Here is a 19,852-nt window from a genome sequence, read left to right as displayed (position 1 = left end):
TGTTCGAGTTCGGGATCGGAGAGGCTGTGCCATTGTCCGAGCAGGACGGCTTTGAACATGGACAACAGGGGATAGGCAGGACGGCCGCGGTGGTCTCTAAGGTAACGGGTTCTTTGACGATTCAGGTACTGTTCGATCGGCTGCCAATCAATCACCTGAATCGTCAAAGAACCCGTTACGTCCGAGACCACCGATGCCGCCTTCCTGATAGACTGTTACCCAACGCGGCAGGTGGGTTTGTGAGATGCTGTAGTGGTCTGCGCTACGCTGTTGGCTGCGTATGTGCAGGTAGTGGGGTATGGCTTAGTATTTGAAGTGTAATGTATATTTGGTCATAAAAAACTGCACCTTGGTGGTTGGAGGGGATGTGTCTAACTTTGGGGGGGGCAGTTTTGGGTTAGATGACATTTTCTTTATCTTGCTTGCTCCATGGAAGTCATTAATGCCTCAAAATTATGCATCAGAGTTGCCTTATCCAACCAGCCCGCCAGCGTAAACAGATTCAGCAAAATTCCTGAGATTACGACAAAGCAGCAGAAAGATAAAAAATAGCCTTTAAGTACTGCCCAAACTTTGACCTGTCCTATTCTCATCAAGCCGACAGCCTGCGTCCAAAATGCCCAGGTCTTCCAAACCATCAGAAGCGGTGCACTTTGCGGTATATAAAATACCAACAGAGTAGGAATCATCAAAGCCTCCGATGCCAAGATGAATCCCCATAAAGGCAGGCGCGGCGCGCTGTTTTTACTTAAAACATAACGCATCACACGGCTCAAAATCAGCCACCTTATGACGGTAACCAACACGGCAAAGACGACAGCAGCAGTGCTGACGCCGAGCAAGAGCGACATATCTGCCGCATTGATGATGCCCAACAGCAGCAAAATCGCCAAAATAACGGGCAGCGTATAGAAATAATCAGCAGGATTCTTATAGCGCAGGCGCAGAATATCCCACATATCGATAAGAAAAGAATAAAGCATTGAATGACGAGTAGTTCGATAAAAAATAGAAGGCTGGATTTTAGCTGAAAATATACGGTCTGATAAATACAGACGATGGGATATAAATTGTCGCCACCTGCGAATATCCGCTAGAATACGCGCTTTATGGAAGGTCGTCTGAAAAGGATTCAATATGGCAAAAGCAAAAGGCGGTTTGGGCCGCGGTTTAGATTCCCTGATTTCCAACGGCGTGGACAACAGCAGCAGCGACCGCCTGACTACCGTCGCCATCAACGACATCCAGCCCGGCCGCTATCAAGCGCGGGTACAGATGGATGACGAAGCCTTGCAGGAACTGGCGGATTCAATTAAGGCGCAAGGCGTTATCCAGCCGGTTATCGTGCGCGAACACGGCCTTTCCCAATACGAACTGATTGCCGGCGAACGTCGCTGGCGCGCATCCCAGCTCGCCGGCCTGACCGAGATTCCGGTCGTCATCAAAACCATCAGCGACGAAACCGCGCTGGCAATGGGTTTGATTGAAAACCTGCAACGCGAAAACTTAAACCCGATTGAAGAAGCGCAAGGTTTGAAACGCCTCGCCGACGAATTCGGGCTGACTCACGAAACCATCGCCAAAGCAGTCGGCAAAAGCCGCAGCGCCATTTCCAACAGCCTGCGCCTGTTGAGCCTGCCCGAGCCTGTCCAAGAAATGCTCTACCACCGCCATCTTGAGATGGGACACGCCCGCGCCCTGCTGACCCTGCCTGTGGTCGAGCAACTCGAATTGGCGCAAAAAGCGGTGAAAAACGGTTGGTCGGTACGCGAAGTCGAACGCCGCAGTCAAGTCGCCCATCAGGCAAAACAGGAAATCAAAAAAACCATTAGCCCCGATATACGTCGTCTGAACGACTTTTTGACCGAAAGGCTGGGTGTTAACGCCGAAGTCAAAACCACCAATCACAAAAAAGGCAAAATCGTCCTCCACTTCGATACGCCGGAAACATTCGAGTATCTACTGAAACAATTGGGCATTGATTATCATATGTAAATTAGGTTGCGCAGAAAATTTAGAATTAAGGTCGTCTGAAAACTTATTCTCCAATTTTCAGATGACTTTTTTATTGAAATAAAATTACTGGGCAATGGCTGTAATTTAATGTAATTTGTGATATGATCGAAAATTGTAGTGTAGAAGTTAAGAATGTGGTAGGAGTTATTATTTCACAAAGATTAACTATCCCTTGACGTGTATAGGCTTCTTCATTATATTCTAGTATCGCTGCTTGGCCATTTCGTTGTAGCTTCTAATTTGCATGAATCAGATTTTAGTTTATCAAGTTGTTGTTTTATTCATTATCTCTGCAATAAGTGCAGTTTTTGCAGGTATGAATGGATTTTGGTCTTCTGCCGTAGGGGGAGTTTGTTATTTAGTCCCGTCTTCTATTGCAGTTTTACTTTTAAAACTTTCCAAGTGTAACCCTTTGTATCATGGTAAAGCATTCATTGCTGGGGAAGTTTTAAAAGTAGTGCTGTCGCTGGTGATGATGCTTGCCGTATTCATGGTTTGGCATCAGTCTTTAATATTCTTTCCGTTCTTGTTCGGATTGCTCGGTGTCAGTCATTTGGTTTTTTTAGTATTGTTGAGAGTGAAGCATTATGGCAGGTGAAACAATGACCGCTGCCGACTACATCAAGCACCATTTACAAAGCTTGACCAGTCTGTCGGATGTTGCCCAAGGACAAGGCCTGAAAAATATTGCCGATTTTTCGTTTATCAATCTTGATGCGATTTTCTTTGCTGTTTTGTTGGGTGTATTAGGAAGCTTCCTACTTTGGCGTGGTGCTAAGAAGGCAACGGCGGGCGTGCCGGGGCGTTTTCAGGCTGCCGTAGAGATTTTGTTCGAGTTTGTGGATGATATGTGCAAAAGCATTATTCATAATGAACAATCTCGAAAAGCCATTGCTCCATTAGGTTTGACGCTGTTTGTATGGATTTTCCTAATGAATGCTATGGATATGCTGCCGGTAGATTTGCTGCCATGGTTATGGCAAAACGCTACCGGTAACCATCATGCATTGTTGCGTATCGTGCCGACCGCGGATTTGAATACTACGTTGGCGTTGGCTATTGGAGTCTTATTAATTTGTATTTATTACAATGTCAAAATCAAAGGTGTTCGTGGTTGGATTCATGAGTTGTTCAGTGCTCCGTTCGGCGCCAAACTTGCTCCTGCCAACTTCCTTTTGAATCTGGTCGAATTCCTCTCTAAAACAGTTTCTCACGGTATGCGGTTGTTCGGTAATATGTATGCTGGCGAACTTGTATTCCTTTTGATTGCTTTGCTGGGTGGCGCTTGGGCGACATCTGGAAGCGTTGAAGTGCTGGATCCGATTCTGTTTGGTTTTCACATTCTTGCCGGATTGGCATGGGCGATTTTCCATATTTTGGTGATTACCCTGCAGGCATTTATCTTTATGGCCTTGGCGTTTGTCTATATTGGACAAGCTCATGATGCCCACTAAATTTTCTAGGTAGTTTTATCTTTATTTGTGGTTTAACCTTTGTTTTCTTAAGGAGTTTAAAATGGGTTTGATTGCTATTGCATGTGGTTTGATCGTTGCATTGGGTGCATTGGGTGCCTCCATCGGTATCGCAATGGTAGGTTCTAAATATTTGGAATCTTCTGCGCGCCAGCCTGAATTGATTGGTCCACTGCAAACTAAATTGTTCCTGATTGCTGGCCTGATTGATGCTGCATTCCTGATTGGTGTGGCTATTGCGCTGTTGTTCGCCTTCGTTAACCCGTTTGCAGGTGCATAATCAAACGGTGTGATCCGTCTAGATACAGACTTTGGTCTGTTTGATTAACACTAGTACGAAGGTTAACTAACGTGAATATTAATGCAACCTTATTCGCTCAAATCATCGTCTTTTTCGGTTTAGTTTGGTTTACCATGAAATTTGTGTGGCCGCCGATCGCAAAAGCATTAGATGAGCGTGCCGCAAAAATTGCCGAAGGCTTGGCTGCTGCCGAGCGCGGTAAGAGCGATTTTGAACAGGCAGAGAAGAAAGTTGCAGAACTCTTGGCTGAAGGGCGTAACCAAGTTTCCGAAATGGTAGCTAACGCCGAAAAACGTGCCGCCAAAATCGTAGAAGAAGCAAAAGAACAAGCTTCTGTCGAGGCGGTACGGATTACAGCACAAGCTAAAGCCGATGCGCAGCAAGAAATGAATCGTGCACGCGAAGTTTTGCGTGAACAAGTTGCTGCGTTGGCGGTTAAAGGTGCCGAGTCTATTTTGCGCAGTGAAGTTGATACTTCCAAACATGCGCAGTTGCTCAGTGCTTTAAAACAGGAGCTGTAATCTTATGGCTGAGTTCGCAACGATTGCCAGACCTTATGCGAAAGCATTATTCAATCTGGCGCAGGAAAAAAACCAAATTGAGTCTTGGTTGGGCGGACTGGAAGAATTAGCCGCGGTTGTTCAAAATGAGAAAGTCATTTCTTTGATTGAGCGACCTGAAACAAATACTTCTGAAAAGGTAAATGTACTTGCCGAACTCGTTGAGTTAAAAAGTGATGAATTGAAAAATTTCATTACTGTTCTGGCGGAGCAAAAACGTTTGCCCGTATTGCCTGAAGTCTATGCTCAATATCAAGCTTTAACCTTGTCATTCAATCATACTAAGTCCGCTGTAATTTACAGTGCTTATCCATTGACTGAAGATCAATTGGCTGAGTTGGCTGAAATATTGAAAAAACACTTTGACAGTAAGTTGCAAATTACAACTGAAGTTGCGCCTGAATTAATTGGCGGTGTCAAAGTTGAAGTGGGTGACCAGGTCTTGGATTTGTCGGTGCAGGGTAAATTGAATGCCCTGTATGCGACTATGACAAATTAGGAGAGTTTTCATGCAGCTTAATCCTGCTGAAATTAGCGATTTGATTAAAGCTAAAATTGAAAATCTGTCTGGAAATACAGAAGTGCGTACCCGTGGTACCGTTATTTCTGTAACAGACGGTATTGTTCGTATTCATGGCTTATCAGACGCAATGCAAGGTGAGATGCTCGAATTCCCGGGTAACACTTTCGGTTTGGCGATGAACTTGGAGCGTGACTCCGTCGGCGCCGTAGTGTTGGGTGAATACGAACATATTAAAGAAGGCGACACAGTTACTTGTACCGGCCGTATTTTAGAAGTACCTGTCGGTCGTGAATTGGTTGGTCGCGTTGTAGATGCGCTGGGTCGCCCGATTGATGGCAAAGGCCCGATCAATACATCTTCTACCGCACCTATCGAAAAAATTGCACCAGGTGTGATTGCCCGTAAATCGGTTGACCAACCGATGCAAACCGGTTTGAAGGCCATTGACTCAATGGTTCCGATTGGTCGCGGTCAACGTGAGCTGATCATTGGTGACCGTCAAACAGGTAAAACGGCCGTAGCATTGGATGCTATTGTTAACCAAAAAGGTACAGGCGTTATCTGTATTTATGTTGCAATCGGTCAAAAAGCATCTTCTATTGCTAACGTAGTACGCAAATTGGAAGAGCATGGTGCAATGGGACACACGATTGTGGTTGCTGCGACCGCTTCTGAAGCTGCGGCTCTGCAATATATCGCACCTTATGCAGGTTGTACTATGGGCGAGTTCTTCCGCGACCGCGGTGAAGACGCGTTGATTGTATACGATGATTTGTCCAAACAAGCTGTTGCTTACCGTCAAATTTCCCTGTTGCTGCGCCGCCCTCCCGGTCGCGAAGCCTATCCTGGTGACGTCTTCTATCTACACTCCCGCTTGTTGGAACGTGCTGCCCGTGTAAATGAACACGAAGTTGAAAAACTGACTAATGGTGAAGTGAAGGGCAAAACAGGTTCTTTGACTGCGTTGCCGATTATCGAAACGCAAGCCGGTGACGTATCTGCATTCGTACCGACGAACGTTATTTCGATTACCGACGGTCAAATTTTCTTGGAAACCGACTTGTTTAACGCCGGTATCCGTCCTGCAATTAATGCCGGTATTTCGGTATCGCGTGTAGGTGGTGCAGCGCAAACCAAAGTAATTAAAAAACTGGGTGGCGGTATCCGTTTAGCACTTGCCCAATATCGTGAATTGGCAGCCTTCTCGCAATTTGCTTCCGATTTGGATGAAGCTACACGCAAACAGCTGCAACACGGCGAAGTGGTTACTGAATTGATGAAACAAAAACAATTCAGCACTTTGGATACAGCCGAAATGGCTTTGACTTTGTGGGCCATCAATAATGGTTCTTACGAAGATGTACCAGTACCCAAGGCATTGGCTTTCGAAGCGGAATTTTTGAGCTTTGTACGCACTCAACATCCTGGTGTTTTAGAAGCAATCAACGCATCAGGTGCGATGTCCGACGAAAGTGAAAAAACATTGACTGAAGCCATGAATTCTTTCAAATCTTCTTATGCTTACCAAGCCTAAGAGCTGAAATGAAAGGAGTCTGAAATGGCAGTCGGAAAAGAGATTCTCACCAAAATCCGCAGTGTTCAAAATACCCAAAAGATCACTAAAGCGATGCAAATGGTGTCAACCTCTAAAATGCGGAAGACTCAGGAACGGATGCGCTTAGCGCGTCCGTATGCCGAAAAAGTGCGGACAGTTATGAGTCATTTGGCGCAAACCAATGAAGATCATGGTATTAAATTATTGGCACCTCATCGTGAAACACGTCGGGTGGGTTTCATTTTAATCACCTCTGATAAAGGTCTTTGCGGTGGTTTGAACGCGAATGTTTTGAAGAAATTTTTAGCGCAAGTCCAAGAATACCAAGAGCAGGGCATTGAAGTTGATGTTGTCTGTTTAGGTAGTAAAGGCTTAGCCGCTTGTCAAAACATCGGTTTGAACGTTATTGCCAGTGCGATTAATTTTGGGGATACCCCGAAGATGGAATTGCTGCTTGGTCCATTGACTGAAATCTTCCAACGTTACGAGAAGCATGAGTTAGATAAAATACATTTGGTATATTCGCGTTTTGTTAATACCATGCGTCAAGAACCACGGTTGGAGGTTCTGCTGCCGATCGGCGAAAATGTGATAGAAGACGAGAATAACTATTCTTCATTCAGTTGGGAATATCGTTATGAACCAAGTCCTATCGCTGTGTTGGAATATCTGGTTCGCCGCTATTTAGAGTCTGTGGTTTACCAAGCATTGAGTGACAATATGGCATCAGAACAAGCTGCGCGTATGGTGGCGATGAAAGCGGCCACCGACAATGCGGGCAATGCCATTAAAGAGTTGCGTTTGGTATATAACAAATCGCGTCAAGCTGCGATTACCACGGAATTGTCAGAAATTGTAGCAGGTGCAGCGGCAGTTTAATGTCGTCTGAAACCTGAACAGGAAATTAGGATACGATAATGAGCCAAGGCAAAATCGTACAAATTATTGGTGCGGTAGTTGACGTGGAGTTTCCGCGCGATGCCATTCCGCATGTTTACGACGCCCTGAAATTGGATGCGAACGGCTTGACTTTGGAAGTACAACAGCTTCTGGGTGACGGCGTGGTTCGTACTATTGCAATGGGTAGTTCGGACGGTCTGAAACGCGGCATGACTGTAAGCAATACAGGTGCGCCGATTACTGTGCCGGTAGGTAAAGGTACTTTGGGACGTATTGTCGATGTGTTGGGTACACCTGTTGATGAAGCAGGTCCGATTGATACCGACAAACACCGCGCCATCCATCAGACAGCTCCGAAATTCGATGAGTTGTCTGCTACTACCGAGCTGCTGGAAACAGGCATTAAAGTGATTGACTTGCTGTGTCCGTTTGCCAAAGGCGGTAAAGTAGGTCTGTTCGGTGGTGCCGGCGTAGGTAAAACCGTAAACATGATGGAATTGATTAACAACATCGCCAAAGCGCATAGCGGTTTGTCCGTGTTCGCCGGTGTGGGGGAGCGTACCCGTGAAGGTAACGACTTCTACCACGAGATGAAAGATTCCAACGTATTGGACAAAGTGGCGATGGTTTACGGTCAGATGAACGAACCTCCGGGTAACCGTCTGCGTGTAGCCTTGACCGGGTTGACTATGGCCGAATATTTCCGTGATGAAAAAGACGAAAGCGGCAAAGGTCGCGACGTATTGTTCTTCGTGGACAATATTTACCGTTACACCCTGGCCGGTACAGAAGTATCCGCATTGCTCGGTCGTATGCCTTCTGCAGTAGGCTACCAACCAACATTGGCTGAAGAAATGGGTCGTTTGCAAGAGCGTATTACCTCTACCCAAACAGGCTCTATTACTTCCATACAAGCCGTATATGTACCTGCGGATGACTTGACTGACCCGTCTCCTGCAACAACGTTTGCCCACTTGGACGCCACTGTCGTATTGAGCCGTGATATTGCCTCTTTGGGTATTTACCCCGCAGTTGACCCGCTGGACTCTACTTCACGCCAACTAGATCCGATGGTATTGGGTCAAGAGCACTATGACGTAGCCCGCGGCGTACAATCTACTCTGCAAAAATACAAAGAATTGCGCGATATTATCGCCATTCTGGGTATGGACGAATTGTCAGACGAAGATAAACTGACCGTGATGCGCGCGCGTAAGATCCAACGCTTCCTGTCGCAACCGTTCCATGTTGCCGAAGTATTTACCGGCTCTCCCGGCAAATATGTATCGCTGCGTGACACCATTGCCGGCTTTAAAGCTATCTTGAACGGTGAATACGACCATCTGCCTGAACAAGCTTTCTACATGGTAGGCGGTATCGAAGAAGCGGTCGAGAAAGCGAAAACCTTAAACTAAGGAGGTCGGCATGAGCGTCATGCGAGTTGAAGTGGTAAGTAGCGAGCAGAACATCTATTCAGGCGAAGCCAGTTTTGTAGTGGTTCCGACTGTTCAAGGTGAGCTCGGTATTTATCCGCGACACGAGCCGATTATGAGTTTGGTACGTCCCGGAGCATTGCGTTTGACCGTGCCCGGCGAAGCCGAAGAAGTGCTTGTTGCCGTTTCCGGCGGGGTGCTGGAAGTGCAGCCCAACCAACTTACTGTGTTGGCGGATGTTGCCGTACGCAGTTCCGAGATGGATCGTGCGCGTGCGGAAGCTGCCAAGAAAGCGGCGGAAACCGGCATTTCTCAAGCGAAAGACGATAAATCGTTGGCCGAAGCGCATAAAGCCTTGGCTGCAGCGATTGCCCAGCTCAAAACCTTGGATTATCTTCGTTCGCACAAAAACAAATAAGCAGATTTGCTTTACAAAAAGCACGGTTGATTACCGTGCTTTTTATTTTTTCATTATAGATGATTTTGAGAAGAACGGAATCTTTAGGTAACGAATGCTATAGAAAAGTTTTAAATGATTCCTTTATTGCGCATAATTTTGCTTTCCTGAGTCAGTGATAAAGGTTGTTTGCTGAATACGGTTTTTATAGGATAAAGTAAATCTTTTGGTAAGGATCTATCGTATTTTAAAGTGGTATTAATGTCGTCTGAATGTATTTAAGACGACTTTTTTGTTTTTAAGGACACCTATTTGCCTATTCCAAATAATGAATAAAGTTTGGCTATTTGGGAAGATTGCCATTGTGTCTGAAATCAAAAAACAACAAATTTTAGAGACAAAAGGTTTTTATTTTACATAAGCGGTATTTTTATTGTAAAAAATGCTAATTGGGTTATAATTTTAAAATACATTATCATAAATTGATGTGTAACCTATTACGAAAAAATAAATATTTCATATTGCGGAAAATTTGTCATGAACTTTGATTTCATATTTGGGGATGGGGTGTCAGGTATGGCGGGATATAGCCTGATACTGATTTTGGCTGCGCTTGCCAGTAAGCAATATTCAGTAAAACGGTTTATCAGTCGTTTTGCGGTTAATGTGCGTGCTCAATGCTACTTGGATGAAAATTCATATCATGTTTTCCGCCATCTTGATATACGTATTTCAGGAGCGTATGAACAAATTGATTATGTTTACGTTTCACGATTCGGTATTTTTATCGTATCGACGCCGAATTACCAAGGCCGTATTTGGGGGGATAACGGGGACGGGATGTGGACGCAGAAATTCCATAGAACCAAGATGCTTTTCCCCAATCCTTTGGCACAGAACCAACGTTATATTCAAGCATTGGTGCGGCAGCTTGATTTAAGCCCGCGCTTGTTTTATTCGGTTGTCGTATTTGCGGGAAATTGCCAATTTCAAACCATGATGCCGGATAATGTCATTGAATCAGCTGAATTCAATGAATACATTACTCAATACAGTGAAGTCGTTTTGAATGACGACAAGGTAGCGGAGATCAAAGAAATTTTAGAGAGCAATGAATTTGATAACGTGTTTGGTCAAAATGGTTCACGATCACACGCTTAATGAAGTAGGCTAAAAAAATTTGTAGGTAATGCAGCAGTTTTTTGAAATTATCGGTTGAACACAAAAGGTCGTCTGAAACCTGAATCGGTTTTCAGACGACCTTTTGTTTGAGCGTATCGCTAATCAGCGTTTGACGCCGCTGAGCCTTGCCCAGCCTTCGTCGATTTCGGCGGGCTCGATGTCGAACCATTGGCTGTAAATACCGCTGAGTTCTTCGACTTGTTCGTCCAGCAAACCAGACAACACGATGCGACCGCCTTGTTTGGTGCGGGCGGCGAGTATTTCGCCGAGCATGCGCAGAGGGTTGGCGAGGATGTTGGCGACGACGATGTCGAATTGTCCTTGCGGCAGGCCGTCAGGCAGGTAGAACTGTGCATCAACGTTGTTTTGTGTGGCGTTGTCTTTGCTGGCGCGGATCGCCTGTTCGTCAATATCGACGCCGACGGCAGAACCTGCGCCGAGCTTGAGGGCGGCGATGGTCAGGATGCCGGAGCCGCAGCCGTAGTCGAGGACGCTTTCGCCGCCTTTGAGTTGTGTGTCCAGCCATTTGAGGCAGAGGCGCGTGGTCGGGTGGCTGCCGGTGCCGAAGGCTAGGCCGGGGTCGAGCTGGAGGTTGACGGCGTTGCTATTGGGCGCTTCGTGCCAAGAGGGGGTAATCCACAGGCGTTCGGAAATTTGGATGGGGTCGAACTGTGCTTGGGTCAGGCGTACCCAATCTTGGTCGGCGAGGATTTCGCTGGTGTACGCCAAATCTTTCAACCCGCATTCTTGGCTGGCGGCTTGAATCATGGCTGCGACATCGTCGTGCTCGCCAAACAGGGCGATGACTTTGCTTTGCTGCCAGATTTGTTCGGTCGGCATACCGGGTTCGCCGAAGATGGCTTGTTCGTTTTCAGTGCCTGCGTAGGCGTCTTCGATGGCGGCGGAGAGTGCGCCGTGTTCCATCAGGGCGTCGGCGAGGCGTTCGGCGACGGCGTCGTTGACGTTGATGGTGATTTGTTGATAGGACATGGTAGGCTTTCTCGGTGGGGTCGTCTGAAATTAGGAAATGGTAGGCAAATACGCGATTTGGGGCGTTTGCGGTATGTTTCGGCTATTGGCGTAACAGTGTGATTGGATTGTTTTTCAGCCTGAACACGGATTCTTTATTGCGCTGAAATGGTGGCGGATAGGTTGGCTCAATCATATAGCAAACATATTTAACTTTAAATACGGCATGTTATCAAATTCCGTCATTCCCGCCCCCGCCTACGCGAGGACAGGCTACGGCGGGAATCCATCGTAAAACTTGAGAAACCTTGACTTGAAAAACAGTTTCTGAATTTTAAAAATGGATTCCCGCCTGCGCGGGAATGACGACAATCGGTAAGTTCCGTATCTAAAATAAAGTCATTTAGCTATATTCTAGGCTTGTCGGCAATCGCTGATGTACGCCCGAAATCAGGTTTCAATCTGTCTGAAAAAAGGTCGTCTGAAAGCCATACGGTTTTTCAGACGACCTTCGACTATCCAAGCGGGACGGTTTTATTTGTCCTGTTTGGCTTTGCGTTCTTGCAGCCAGTGTTCCAGATAGTGGATGCTGACGCCGCCTTTTTCAAAACCGGGGTCGCTGAACAAATCGCGGTGAAGCGGGGTATTGGTTTTGATGCCGGTTACGGCAAGCTCGGCGAGGGCGACGCGCATTTTTGCCATTGCCTGCTCGCGGGTTTTGCCGATGACGCAGACTTTGCCGATCAGGCTGTCGTAGTACGGCGGGATGCGGTAGCCTTGGTAAATATGGCTGTCCACGCGGATGCCGAAGCCGCCGGGCAGGTGGCAGCTTTCAATCAGACCAGGGCTGGGGATGAAGTTGTACGGGTCTTCGGCATTGATGCGGCACTCGAAAGCATGGCCTTCGATGTGGATGTCTTTTTGCTTGTATTGCAGGGGCAGACCGCCGGCAATGCGGATTTGTTCCTGTACGATGTCCACACCGGTAATCAGCTCGGTAACAGGGTGTTCGACTTGGACACGGGTGTTCATTTCGATGAAGAAAAACTCGCCGTTTTCATACAGGAATTCAAACGTACCTGCACCACGGTAGCCGATGCGTTTGCAGGCGTCGGTACAGGCTTTGCCGATTTTTTCGCGGGCTTTTTCGTCGATGAAGGGAGCAGGTGCTTCTTCGATGACTTTTTGGTGGCGGCGCTGCATGGAGCAATCGCGCTCGGCAAGGTAGATGGCGTTGCCGTGTTCGTCGGCGAGCACTTGGATTTCGACGTGGCGCGGGCGTTGCAGGTAGCGTTCCATATAGACCATCGGGTTGCCGAACGCCGCGCCTGCTTCGGCTTTGGTCATTTCGACGGATTTGATGAGGTCTTCTTTTTTCTCGACCACGCGCATACCGCGTCCGCCGCCGCCGCCCGATGCTTTGATAATCACGGGATAACCGACTTTGTCGGCAGTTTTGAGGATTTCGGCGGGATCGTCGGACAGCGCGCCGTCCGAACCGGGAACGCAAGGCACGCCCGCTTCAATCATCGCGTGTTTGGCGGAAACTTTGTCGCCCATCAGGCGGATGGTTTCGGCGCGTGGGCCGATGAAGATGAAGCCGGATTGTTCGACTTGTTCGGCAAAATTGGCATTTTCGGCAAGGAAGCCGTAGCCCGGGTGGATGGCATCCGCGCCGGTTACTTCAGCAGCAGCGATGATGGCGGGAATATTGAGATAGCTTTGTGCGGAAGCGGCAGGACCGATGCACACGGATTCGTCGGCAAGTTTGACGTGCAGACTGTCTTTATCGGCTTCGGAATGCACGGCGACGGTGGCGATGCCCATTTCACGGCAGGCACGCAGGACGCGCAGCGCGATTTCGCCTCGGTTGGCGATTAATACTTTTTTCAGCATGATGACCTTTCCTGTGGTTTCAGACGACCTGCTTGTTACCTTTTGCCCAATGCATTGCGGATTTTTTCATCGGTCTTGTATTGGCTCAACGCGTACACCGCCCACATGGCGGCAGGAATCCAGCCGATTAAGGTGAATTGGAGAATCAGGCAGATGATGCCCGCAATCGGACGGCCGATGGTGAAGAATACGGCAAAGGGCAGGAAGATGGCTAACAGCAGGCGCATGGTGGAAATCCTGAGTTGGAAAGCATTTCAGACGACCTCCACGCAATCCGGAAGGTCGTCTGAAAACGAATTATTCGATGATGAAGAGCGGCTCGCCAAATTCCACAGGCGTACCGTTTTCCACCAGAATTTCTTTAACCGTGCCGGATTTCTCGGCTTCGATTTCGTTCATCAACTTCATCGCTTCGATGATACACAGCGTATCGCCGGCTTTGACTTGCTGACCAACTTCGACGAAGGCGGCAGCATTCGGGCCGGGCGCGCGGTAGAACGTACCGACCATAGGCGATTTTTGCGCGTTGGACAGGTCGCGGGCGGCAGGCGCTGCGGGAGCGGGGGCTGCTGCTGCAACAGGAGCGGCGGCGGGTGCAGGAGCAGGCGCTGCTACATGGGCGGGCGCGGCATAAACGGGAGCCGGAGCGGCGGTGGCGCGGGTAATACGGACTTTTTCCTCGCCTTCGGTCACTTCGATTTCGGCGATACCTGATTCTTCTACTAAATCAATCAGTTTTTTTAACTTGCGCAAATCCATTTTCGTTCCTTTACGATACGGCCCAAATGTCGTGAAGCGGCCGTGTTTGTTGCGTGATATTTCAGAAAACAACCGGCCTGCGGCAACGGCGCAAACCGGACAGTATTTTGTTGCATAAAGGGGCATTCTCAGGAGCAGAAAACCCGTAAATGAATTTGACTATTTTCCCGAACTTGCCGACAAATGTCTAGCAAAATCTCGAAAAAAGGCGGTTTTTGAACAAAACGGGCAGATTCGGAGATTTCGGCAGAATGTGTATTTTTTCGGCGAGTGTTTATTCTAATTTGTTGGTTTATGAAGGGAAAAGGTCGTCTGAAAATTCAGGCCGGGATGCCGATAAACCATTTTGCCTGCTTTCAGACGACTTTTTGATATTAATGAGGATTTAAGGGCGAGAATTTCTTATGGAGGGGAATAACTGACTGGCCTTCTGGCTTTTTGCTTGTGCGGAAATGAATGGCGACGGCTTGGTTTGCAAGAGATTTATGGTTGCGGTGGTCAAAGGTCGTCTGAAAACTGATTTTCAGACGACCTTTGCATTTTGAATTATTCCCCGTCTTTAACCGGATGATCGGGCAAGTACACATCGAAGCGGGTGCTTTTGCCCGTGTATTGGTAGGCGGGTTTTTCGCCGTTGAGAAATTCGCCGAGGCGCGGGCGTTTGACGACGACGCGTTTTTTGGCGACGGCGCGGGCGGCAGCAAGCAGCTCGGCTTCTTCTTGGGCGGCACCGACGACGCTGTGGAAATACGCCATTTCTTTTTTGACGGCGGCGGATTTTTGGCGTTCGGGGTACATGGGGTCGAGGTACACGATGTCGGGGCGCGATTGAGCGGCGAGTTCCCGCATCAATTCGACGGCGTCGCCGTGACGGAAGGTAATGCGGCGGGCGATGTCTTGAATTTCAGGCTCTTGCAGCGCGCGTTCGAGACCGTCGGCAAGCAGGCAGGCGACGGCGGGATGCTGCTCGAAGGTTTGGACGTTCAAACCGAGCGAAGCGAGGACGAAGCTGTCGCGTCCGAGTCCGCCGGTACAGTCCCAAACGGTCGGTTTGGCCGTATGGTTCACCGCTTTGGCAATCAGTTCGCCGCCGCCTTTGGTACGCCGGTATTGGGCTGCACCACCGCCGAAATCGACGCGGACGCGCCCCTTCTCCCCCGCGCGGCACAAGCTGACGCCCTCCGCATCGGCAAACAGGTATTCGCCGCTGTCGGGCGGGCAGGTCAGGGTAGGGAGTTTGAATTGCTGCACTAAAAGGCGGACGTATTCGGTGGCGGTGTCGGAGAAACAGACGGCGGGTATGGTGTGGGTGTGCAAATCTTTTGGGGCAGACATTTTCAGACGACCTTTGATTATGGATTGTCAACAATATGAACTGCATTCTTATTGAATTATCGAATTTTTCACTGCGATTCATTCTCAGATAACGCTATAATATGCCTAATATTCTTTTGAATCCATCAGCGTTTGTCTTTCCGATGGTCTTTCAGACGACTCTCCTCTTTTTCTTCCCCATTCAGTAAAGGAAAATCATGAGCTTCAAAACCGATGCCGAAATCGCCCAATCTTCCACCATGCGTCCGATTGGCGAAATTGCTGCCAAGCTGGGTTTGAATGTGGACAATATCGAACCCTACGGCCATTACAAAGCCAAAATCAATCCTGCCGAGGCGTTCAAACTGCCGCAAAAACAAGGCCGTCTGATTTTGGTTACCGCCATCAACCCGACTCCGGCGGGTGAAGGCAAAACCACCGTTACCATCGGTTTGGCGGACGCGTTGCGCCACATCGGCAAAGACGCCGTTATCGCCCTGCGCGAGCCTTCTTTGGGGCCTGTATTCGGCGTCAAAGGCGGCGCGGCGGGCGGCGGCTATGCCCAAGTTTTGCCGATGGAAGACATCAACCTGCACTTCACCGGCGACTTCCACGCCATCGGCGCGGCGAATAACTTGCTCGCCGCCATGCTCGACAACCACATCTACCAAGGCAACGAGTTGAACATCGACCCCAAACGCGTGCTGTGGCGGCGCGTGGTCGATATGAACGACCGCCAGTTGCGCAACATCATCGACGGCATGGGCAAACCCGTTGACGGCGTGATCCGTCCCGACGGCTTCGACATCACCGTCGCCTCCGAAGTCATGGCGGTATTCTGCCTCGCCAAAGACATCAGCGATTTGAAAGAGCGTTTGGGCAACATCCTCGTCGCCTACGCCAAAGACGGCAGCCCCGTTTACGCCAAAGATTTGAAAGCCCACGGCGCGATGGCGGCATTGCTCAAAGACGCCATCAAGCCTAACTTGGTGCAAACCATCGAAGGCACGCCCGCCTTCGTACACGGCGGCCCCTTCGCCAACATCGCCCACGGCTGCAACTCCGTTACCGCCACACGTCTGGCGAAACACCTTGCCGATTACGCCGTGACCGAAGCAGGCTTCGGCGCAGATTTGGGCGCGGAAAAATTCTGCGACATCAAATGCCGCCTTGCCGGTTTGAAACCCGACGCAGCCGTCGTCGTCGCCACCGTCCGCGCCTTGAAATACAACGGCGGCGTAGAACGTGCCAACCTCGGCGAAGAAAACCTCGAAGCCTTGGCAAAAGGTCTGTCCAACCTGCTGAAACACATTTCCAACCTGAAAAACGTCTTCGGCCTGCCCGTCGTCGTCGCCATCAACCGCTTCGTGTCCGACTCCGATGCCGAGTTGGCCATGATTGAAAAAGCCTGCGCCGAACACGGCGTCGAAGTTTCCCTGACCGAAGTGTGGGGCAAAGGCGGCGCGGGCGGCTCAGATTTGGCGCGCAAAGTCGTCAACGCCATCGACAACCAACCCAATAACTTCCGCTTCGCCTACGATGTCGAGTTGAGCATTAAAGAAAAAATCCGCGCCATCGCCCAAAAAGTGTACGGCGCGGAAGACGTCGATTTCAGCGCAGAAGCCGCCGCCGAAATCGCCTCGCTGGAAAAACTGGGCTTGGACAAAATGCCCGTCTGCATGGCGAAAACCCAATATTCCCTCAGCGACAACGCCAAACTCTTGGGCTGCCCCGAAGGCTTCCGCATTACCGTGCGCGGCATCACCGTTTCTGCCGGCGCAGGCTTCATCGTCGCCCTGTGCGGCAACATGATGAAAATGCCCGGCCTGCCCAAAGTCCCCGCCGCCGAGAAAATCGACGTGGACGCAGACGGCGTGATCCACGGCTTGTTCTGATTTGAATCGGCAGTGAAATAAAACGGCAAAGAGGTCGTCTGAAAACGGGTTCAGACGACCTTTTATTATTTGAAACGGTTTAAACTCAACCGTGACAATCCGTAGCGTGGGCTTCGCCCGCGAATCTTCCTCTGATGAAAATAGTCGTCTGAAACGATAGAACAAACTCGCAAATTCATTTTCAGACGACTATTTTTATGGTTTTTTATCTTAATTCTACTTTTGTAAATACGTTTGTTTTTATAGTGAATCTGTCTTTTCAGATGACCTCCCGCCCTACCAACCGCCCGCCCATCCCGCACCACTGCCCCGCCCGTCCGAAACGCGTTATACTTCCCAATTAACTGTCCGACCCACCCGCTTCAGGAGAACACCATGCCCGAACAAAACCGCATCCTCTGCCGCGAACTGAGCCTGCTCGCTTTCAATCGCCGCGTTTTGGCGCAGGCGCAGGATGAAAACGTGCCGCTTTTGGAACGTCTGCGGTTTTTGTGCATCGTCTCTTCCAATCTCGACGAATTTTTCGAGGTACGCATGGCGTGGCTCAAACGTGCGCAAAAAATGAATCCGCACGAGCGTTTGGACAACGGCACCACGCCGTCTGAAACTATCGCCGCCGTCTCCGCCGAAGCACAAACGCTGATACAGGAGCAATACCGCCTGTTCAACGAAGTTTTGCAGCCCGAGTTGAGCAAACAAGGCATCCATTTCTACCGCCGCCGCAACTGGACGCAAGGGCAGCAAAAATGGATTGAGCAGTATTTCGACGCCGAGCTGCTGCCCATCCTCACCCCCATCGGACTCGATCCGTCGCACCCCTTCCCGCGCCCGCTGAACAAATCGCTCAACTTCGCCGTCGAATTGGAAGGTACGGACGCATTCGGCCGCCCCTCCGGCATGGCGATTGTGCAAGCCCCGCGCATCCTGCCGCGCGTCGTTCCTCTGCCTGCCGAGTTGTGTGAAGGCGGCAGCGGTTTCGTCTTCCTCTCCTCCATCTTGCACGCCCATGTCGGCAAGCTCTTCCCCGGCATGACGGTTAAAGACTGCCACCAATTCCGCCTCACCCGCGACAGCGACCTGACCGTCGATGAAGAAGACCTCAAAAACCTGCGCGCCGCCATTCAAAACGAATTGCACGACCGCGAATACGGCGACGGCGTGCGCCTCGAAGTCGCCGACACCTGCCCGCCCCACATCCACAACTTCCTGCTCGCCCAGTTCAAACTCACCCCCGCCGAGCTTTACCAAGTCAAAGGCCCGGTCAACCTCGTGCGCCTTAATGCCGTTCCCGATTTGGTTGACCGTCCCGACCTCAAGTTTCCTGCGCGCGGGGCAGGTCGTCTGAAAGCATTGCGCAAGAACGGTTCGATTTTCAAACTGGCGAAACAATCGCCCATCCTGCTGCACCATCCGTATCAGTCCTTCGACCCCGTCGTCCACATGATACGCGAAGCCGCCGCCGACCCCGCCGTCCTCGCCGTCAAAATGACCATCTACCGCACCGGCAGCAATTCCGAACTCGTCCGCGCCCTGATGAAAGCCGCCCTTGCCGGCAAACAAGTCACCGTCGTCGTCGAACTCATGGCGCGTTTCGACGAAGCCAACAACGTCAACTGGGCGCAACAGCTTGAAAACGCAGGCGCGCACGTCGTTTACGGCGTATTCGGCTACAAAATCCACGCCAAAATGGCACTCGTCATCCGCCGCGAAAACGGCGCGCTCAAACGCTACGCCCACCTCGGTACCGGCAACTACCACCAAGGCACCTCGCGCATCTACACCGACTTCGGCATCATCACCGCCGACGACCAAATCACCGCCGACGTGAACACCCTCTTTATGGAAATCACAGGCTTGGGCAAACCGGGTCGTCTGAACAAACTCTACCAAAGCCCGTTCACCCTGCACAAAATGATCATCGACCGCATCGAGCGCGAAATCCAACACGCCAAAGCAGGCAAACCCGCCCGAATCCGCGCCAAAATGAATTCACTGATTGAGCCGAGCGTCATCGACGCCCTCTACCGCGCCAGCAGCGCAGGCGTGCAAATCGACCTTATCGTCCGCGGCATGTGCACCTTGCGCCCCGGTGTCAAAGGACTGTCCGAAAACATCCGCGTCCGCTCCATTATCGGCAGACAGCTCGAACACTCGCGCGTTTACTGCTTCCACAACAACGGCGCGGACGACACCTTCATCTCCAGCGCCGACTGGATGGGGCGCAACTTCTTCCGCCGCATCGAAGTCGCCACCCCCATCACCACGCCCGAACTCAAAGTCCGCGTCATCCACGAAGGCATCGAAATGGCGCTGCAAGACAACACCCGCGCATGGCTGATGCAGCCCGACGGCAGCTACATCCGCGCCCAACCCGAAAACGGCGAACCCGCCTTCAGCCTGCAAGAAAGCTTGTGGGAAATGTACGGGCGTTAACGCTTAAGCAACACAAAAGGTCGTCTGAAAGATTGATTTCAGACGGCTTTTTGTATATTGATTTGGTTATTGCACAATAGGTCGTCTGAAAACACAGTTTCGCCCAAATGCGGACTGATTTTGTATTTCAGACGACCTTTTATCTTTGTAACCTGTTTTTAGATGACTTGAAAGTATAGTGGATTAAATTTAAATCAGGACAAGGCGACGAAGCCGCAGACAGTACAGATAGTACGGCAAGGCGAGG

General features: G+C 49.9%; 19 protein-coding genes and 1 pseudogene. 13 read left to right on the top strand and 7 right to left on the bottom strand.

The window, feature by feature from the left end:
• Together AC5M9B_RS00500 and AC5M9B_RS00495 are read right to left on the bottom strand one after the other, a co-directional pair.
• Positions 1-158 (bottom strand): annotated as a pseudogene (locus tag AC5M9B_RS00500) (transposase); the annotation flags it as partial.
• A gap of 255 nt (positions 159-413) precedes the next feature.
• Positions 414-983, bottom strand: a complete 570-nt coding sequence (locus tag AC5M9B_RS00495) for a hypothetical protein (protein ID WP_070654515.1) — start codon at positions 981-983, stop codon at positions 414-416.
• Positions 984-1,137: 154 nt separating this feature from the next.
• On the opposite strand from AC5M9B_RS00495, the gene AC5M9B_RS00490 reads away from it, so the two are divergent.
• The 11 genes from AC5M9B_RS00490 to AC5M9B_RS00440 all read left to right on the top strand — a co-directional run bounded on the left by AC5M9B_RS00490 (position 1,138) and on the right by AC5M9B_RS00440 (position 10,318).
• Positions 1,138-1,995, top strand: a complete 858-nt coding sequence (locus AC5M9B_RS00490; RefSeq protein ID WP_070654513.1) for a ParB/RepB/Spo0J family partition protein — start codon at positions 1,138-1,140, stop codon at positions 1,993-1,995.
• Positions 1,996-2,260: 265 nt separating this feature from the next.
• Entirely contained in the window at positions 2,261-2,614 is a 354-nt protein-coding gene (locus AC5M9B_RS00485) for an ATP synthase subunit I (protein WP_083310340.1), read from the top strand.
• The gene (gene atpB / locus AC5M9B_RS00480) at positions 2,604-3,470 is read left to right on the top strand and encodes a F0F1 ATP synthase subunit A (RefSeq protein ID WP_070654511.1); all 867 of its coding nucleotides are present in this window, start codon (positions 2,604-2,606) and stop codon (positions 3,468-3,470) included. The genes AC5M9B_RS00485 and atpB overlap by 11 nt, the downstream gene beginning before the upstream one ends.
• A gap of 61 nt (positions 3,471-3,531) precedes the next feature.
• Entirely contained in the window at positions 3,532-3,768 is a 237-nt protein-coding gene (gene atpE, locus AC5M9B_RS00475) for a F0F1 ATP synthase subunit C (RefSeq protein ID WP_002214801.1), read from the top strand.
• A 71-nt stretch (positions 3,769-3,839) separates the two neighbouring features.
• Complete coding sequence (locus AC5M9B_RS00470; protein WP_019270018.1) at positions 3,840-4,310, top strand: F0F1 ATP synthase subunit B; 471 nt, start codon at positions 3,840-3,842, stop codon at positions 4,308-4,310.
• Between the two features lie 4 nt (positions 4,311-4,314).
• A complete protein-coding gene (locus AC5M9B_RS00465; RefSeq protein ID WP_019270019.1) occupies positions 4,315-4,848 on the top strand; it encodes a F0F1 ATP synthase subunit delta in 534 nt (177 codons plus the stop codon).
• A gap of 10 nt (positions 4,849-4,858) precedes the next feature.
• Positions 4,859-6,406: a F0F1 ATP synthase subunit alpha gene (atpA, locus tag AC5M9B_RS00460; RefSeq protein WP_019270020.1), complete on the top strand. Its 1,548-nt coding sequence runs from the start codon at positions 4,859-4,861 to the stop codon at positions 6,404-6,406.
• Positions 6,407-6,430: 24 nt separating this feature from the next.
• Positions 6,431-7,306 carry a F0F1 ATP synthase subunit gamma gene (gene atpG / locus AC5M9B_RS00455; RefSeq protein WP_070654509.1) on the top strand — a complete coding sequence of 292 codons (876 nt, stop codon included), beginning with the start codon at positions 6,431-6,433 and terminating at the stop codon, positions 7,304-7,306.
• A 38-nt stretch (positions 7,307-7,344) separates the two neighbouring features.
• Positions 7,345-8,742, top strand: a complete 1,398-nt coding sequence (gene atpD, locus AC5M9B_RS00450; RefSeq protein ID WP_049228626.1) for a F0F1 ATP synthase subunit beta — start codon at positions 7,345-7,347, stop codon at positions 8,740-8,742.
• A gap of 10 nt (positions 8,743-8,752) precedes the next feature.
• A complete protein-coding gene (locus AC5M9B_RS00445) occupies positions 8,753-9,178 on the top strand; it encodes a F0F1 ATP synthase subunit epsilon (protein ID WP_070654506.1) in 426 nt (141 codons plus the stop codon).
• Between the two features lie 516 nt (positions 9,179-9,694).
• Positions 9,695-10,318: a nuclease-related domain-containing protein gene (locus AC5M9B_RS00440; RefSeq protein ID WP_070654504.1), complete on the top strand. Its 624-nt coding sequence runs from the start codon at positions 9,695-9,697 to the stop codon at positions 10,316-10,318.
• A 123-nt stretch (positions 10,319-10,441) separates the two neighbouring features.
• On the opposite strand, the gene prmA is transcribed toward AC5M9B_RS00440, so the two are convergent.
• The 5 genes from prmA to AC5M9B_RS00415 all read right to left on the bottom strand — a co-directional run bounded on the left by prmA (position 10,442) and on the right by AC5M9B_RS00415 (position 15,265).
• Positions 10,442-11,329, bottom strand: coding sequence for a 50S ribosomal protein L11 methyltransferase (prmA, locus tag AC5M9B_RS00435; RefSeq protein ID WP_070654502.1), 888 nt, complete (start codon positions 11,327-11,329; stop codon positions 10,442-10,444).
• Between the two features lie 513 nt (positions 11,330-11,842).
• Positions 11,843-13,204 carry an acetyl-CoA carboxylase biotin carboxylase subunit gene (gene accC, locus AC5M9B_RS00430; protein ID WP_070654500.1) on the bottom strand — a complete coding sequence of 454 codons (1,362 nt, stop codon included), beginning with the start codon at positions 13,202-13,204 and terminating at the stop codon, positions 11,843-11,845.
• A gap of 35 nt (positions 13,205-13,239) precedes the next feature.
• Positions 13,240-13,431, bottom strand: coding sequence for a YqaE/Pmp3 family membrane protein (locus AC5M9B_RS00425; protein ID WP_003741645.1), 192 nt, complete (start codon positions 13,429-13,431; stop codon positions 13,240-13,242).
• 70 nt (positions 13,432-13,501) lie between these two features.
• The gene (gene accB, locus AC5M9B_RS00420; protein ID WP_070654498.1) at positions 13,502-13,963 is read right to left on the bottom strand and encodes an acetyl-CoA carboxylase biotin carboxyl carrier protein; all 462 of its coding nucleotides are present in this window, start codon (positions 13,961-13,963) and stop codon (positions 13,502-13,504) included.
• Between the two features lie 546 nt (positions 13,964-14,509).
• Entirely contained in the window at positions 14,510-15,265 is a 756-nt protein-coding gene (locus AC5M9B_RS00415; protein ID WP_425326075.1) for a class I SAM-dependent methyltransferase, read from the bottom strand.
• Between the two features lie 230 nt (positions 15,266-15,495).
• Between AC5M9B_RS00415 and AC5M9B_RS00410 the strand changes: the two genes are divergently transcribed.
• Together AC5M9B_RS00410 and ppk1 are read left to right on the top strand one after the other, a co-directional pair.
• Positions 15,496-17,172: a formate--tetrahydrofolate ligase gene (locus AC5M9B_RS00410; protein ID WP_070655139.1), complete on the top strand. Its 1,677-nt coding sequence runs from the start codon at positions 15,496-15,498 to the stop codon at positions 17,170-17,172.
• 375 nt (positions 17,173-17,547) lie between these two features.
• Positions 17,548-19,605, top strand: a complete 2,058-nt coding sequence (gene ppk1 / locus AC5M9B_RS00405) for a polyphosphate kinase 1 (protein WP_487648079.1) — start codon at positions 17,548-17,550, stop codon at positions 19,603-19,605.
• Positions 19,606-19,852 lie beyond the last annotated feature (247 nt).

This window comes from Neisseria flava (assembly GCF_982712965.1).
The sequence above is the reverse complement of the archived record's forward strand: the minus strand, read 5'-3'. Positions and strand labels throughout refer to the sequence as shown.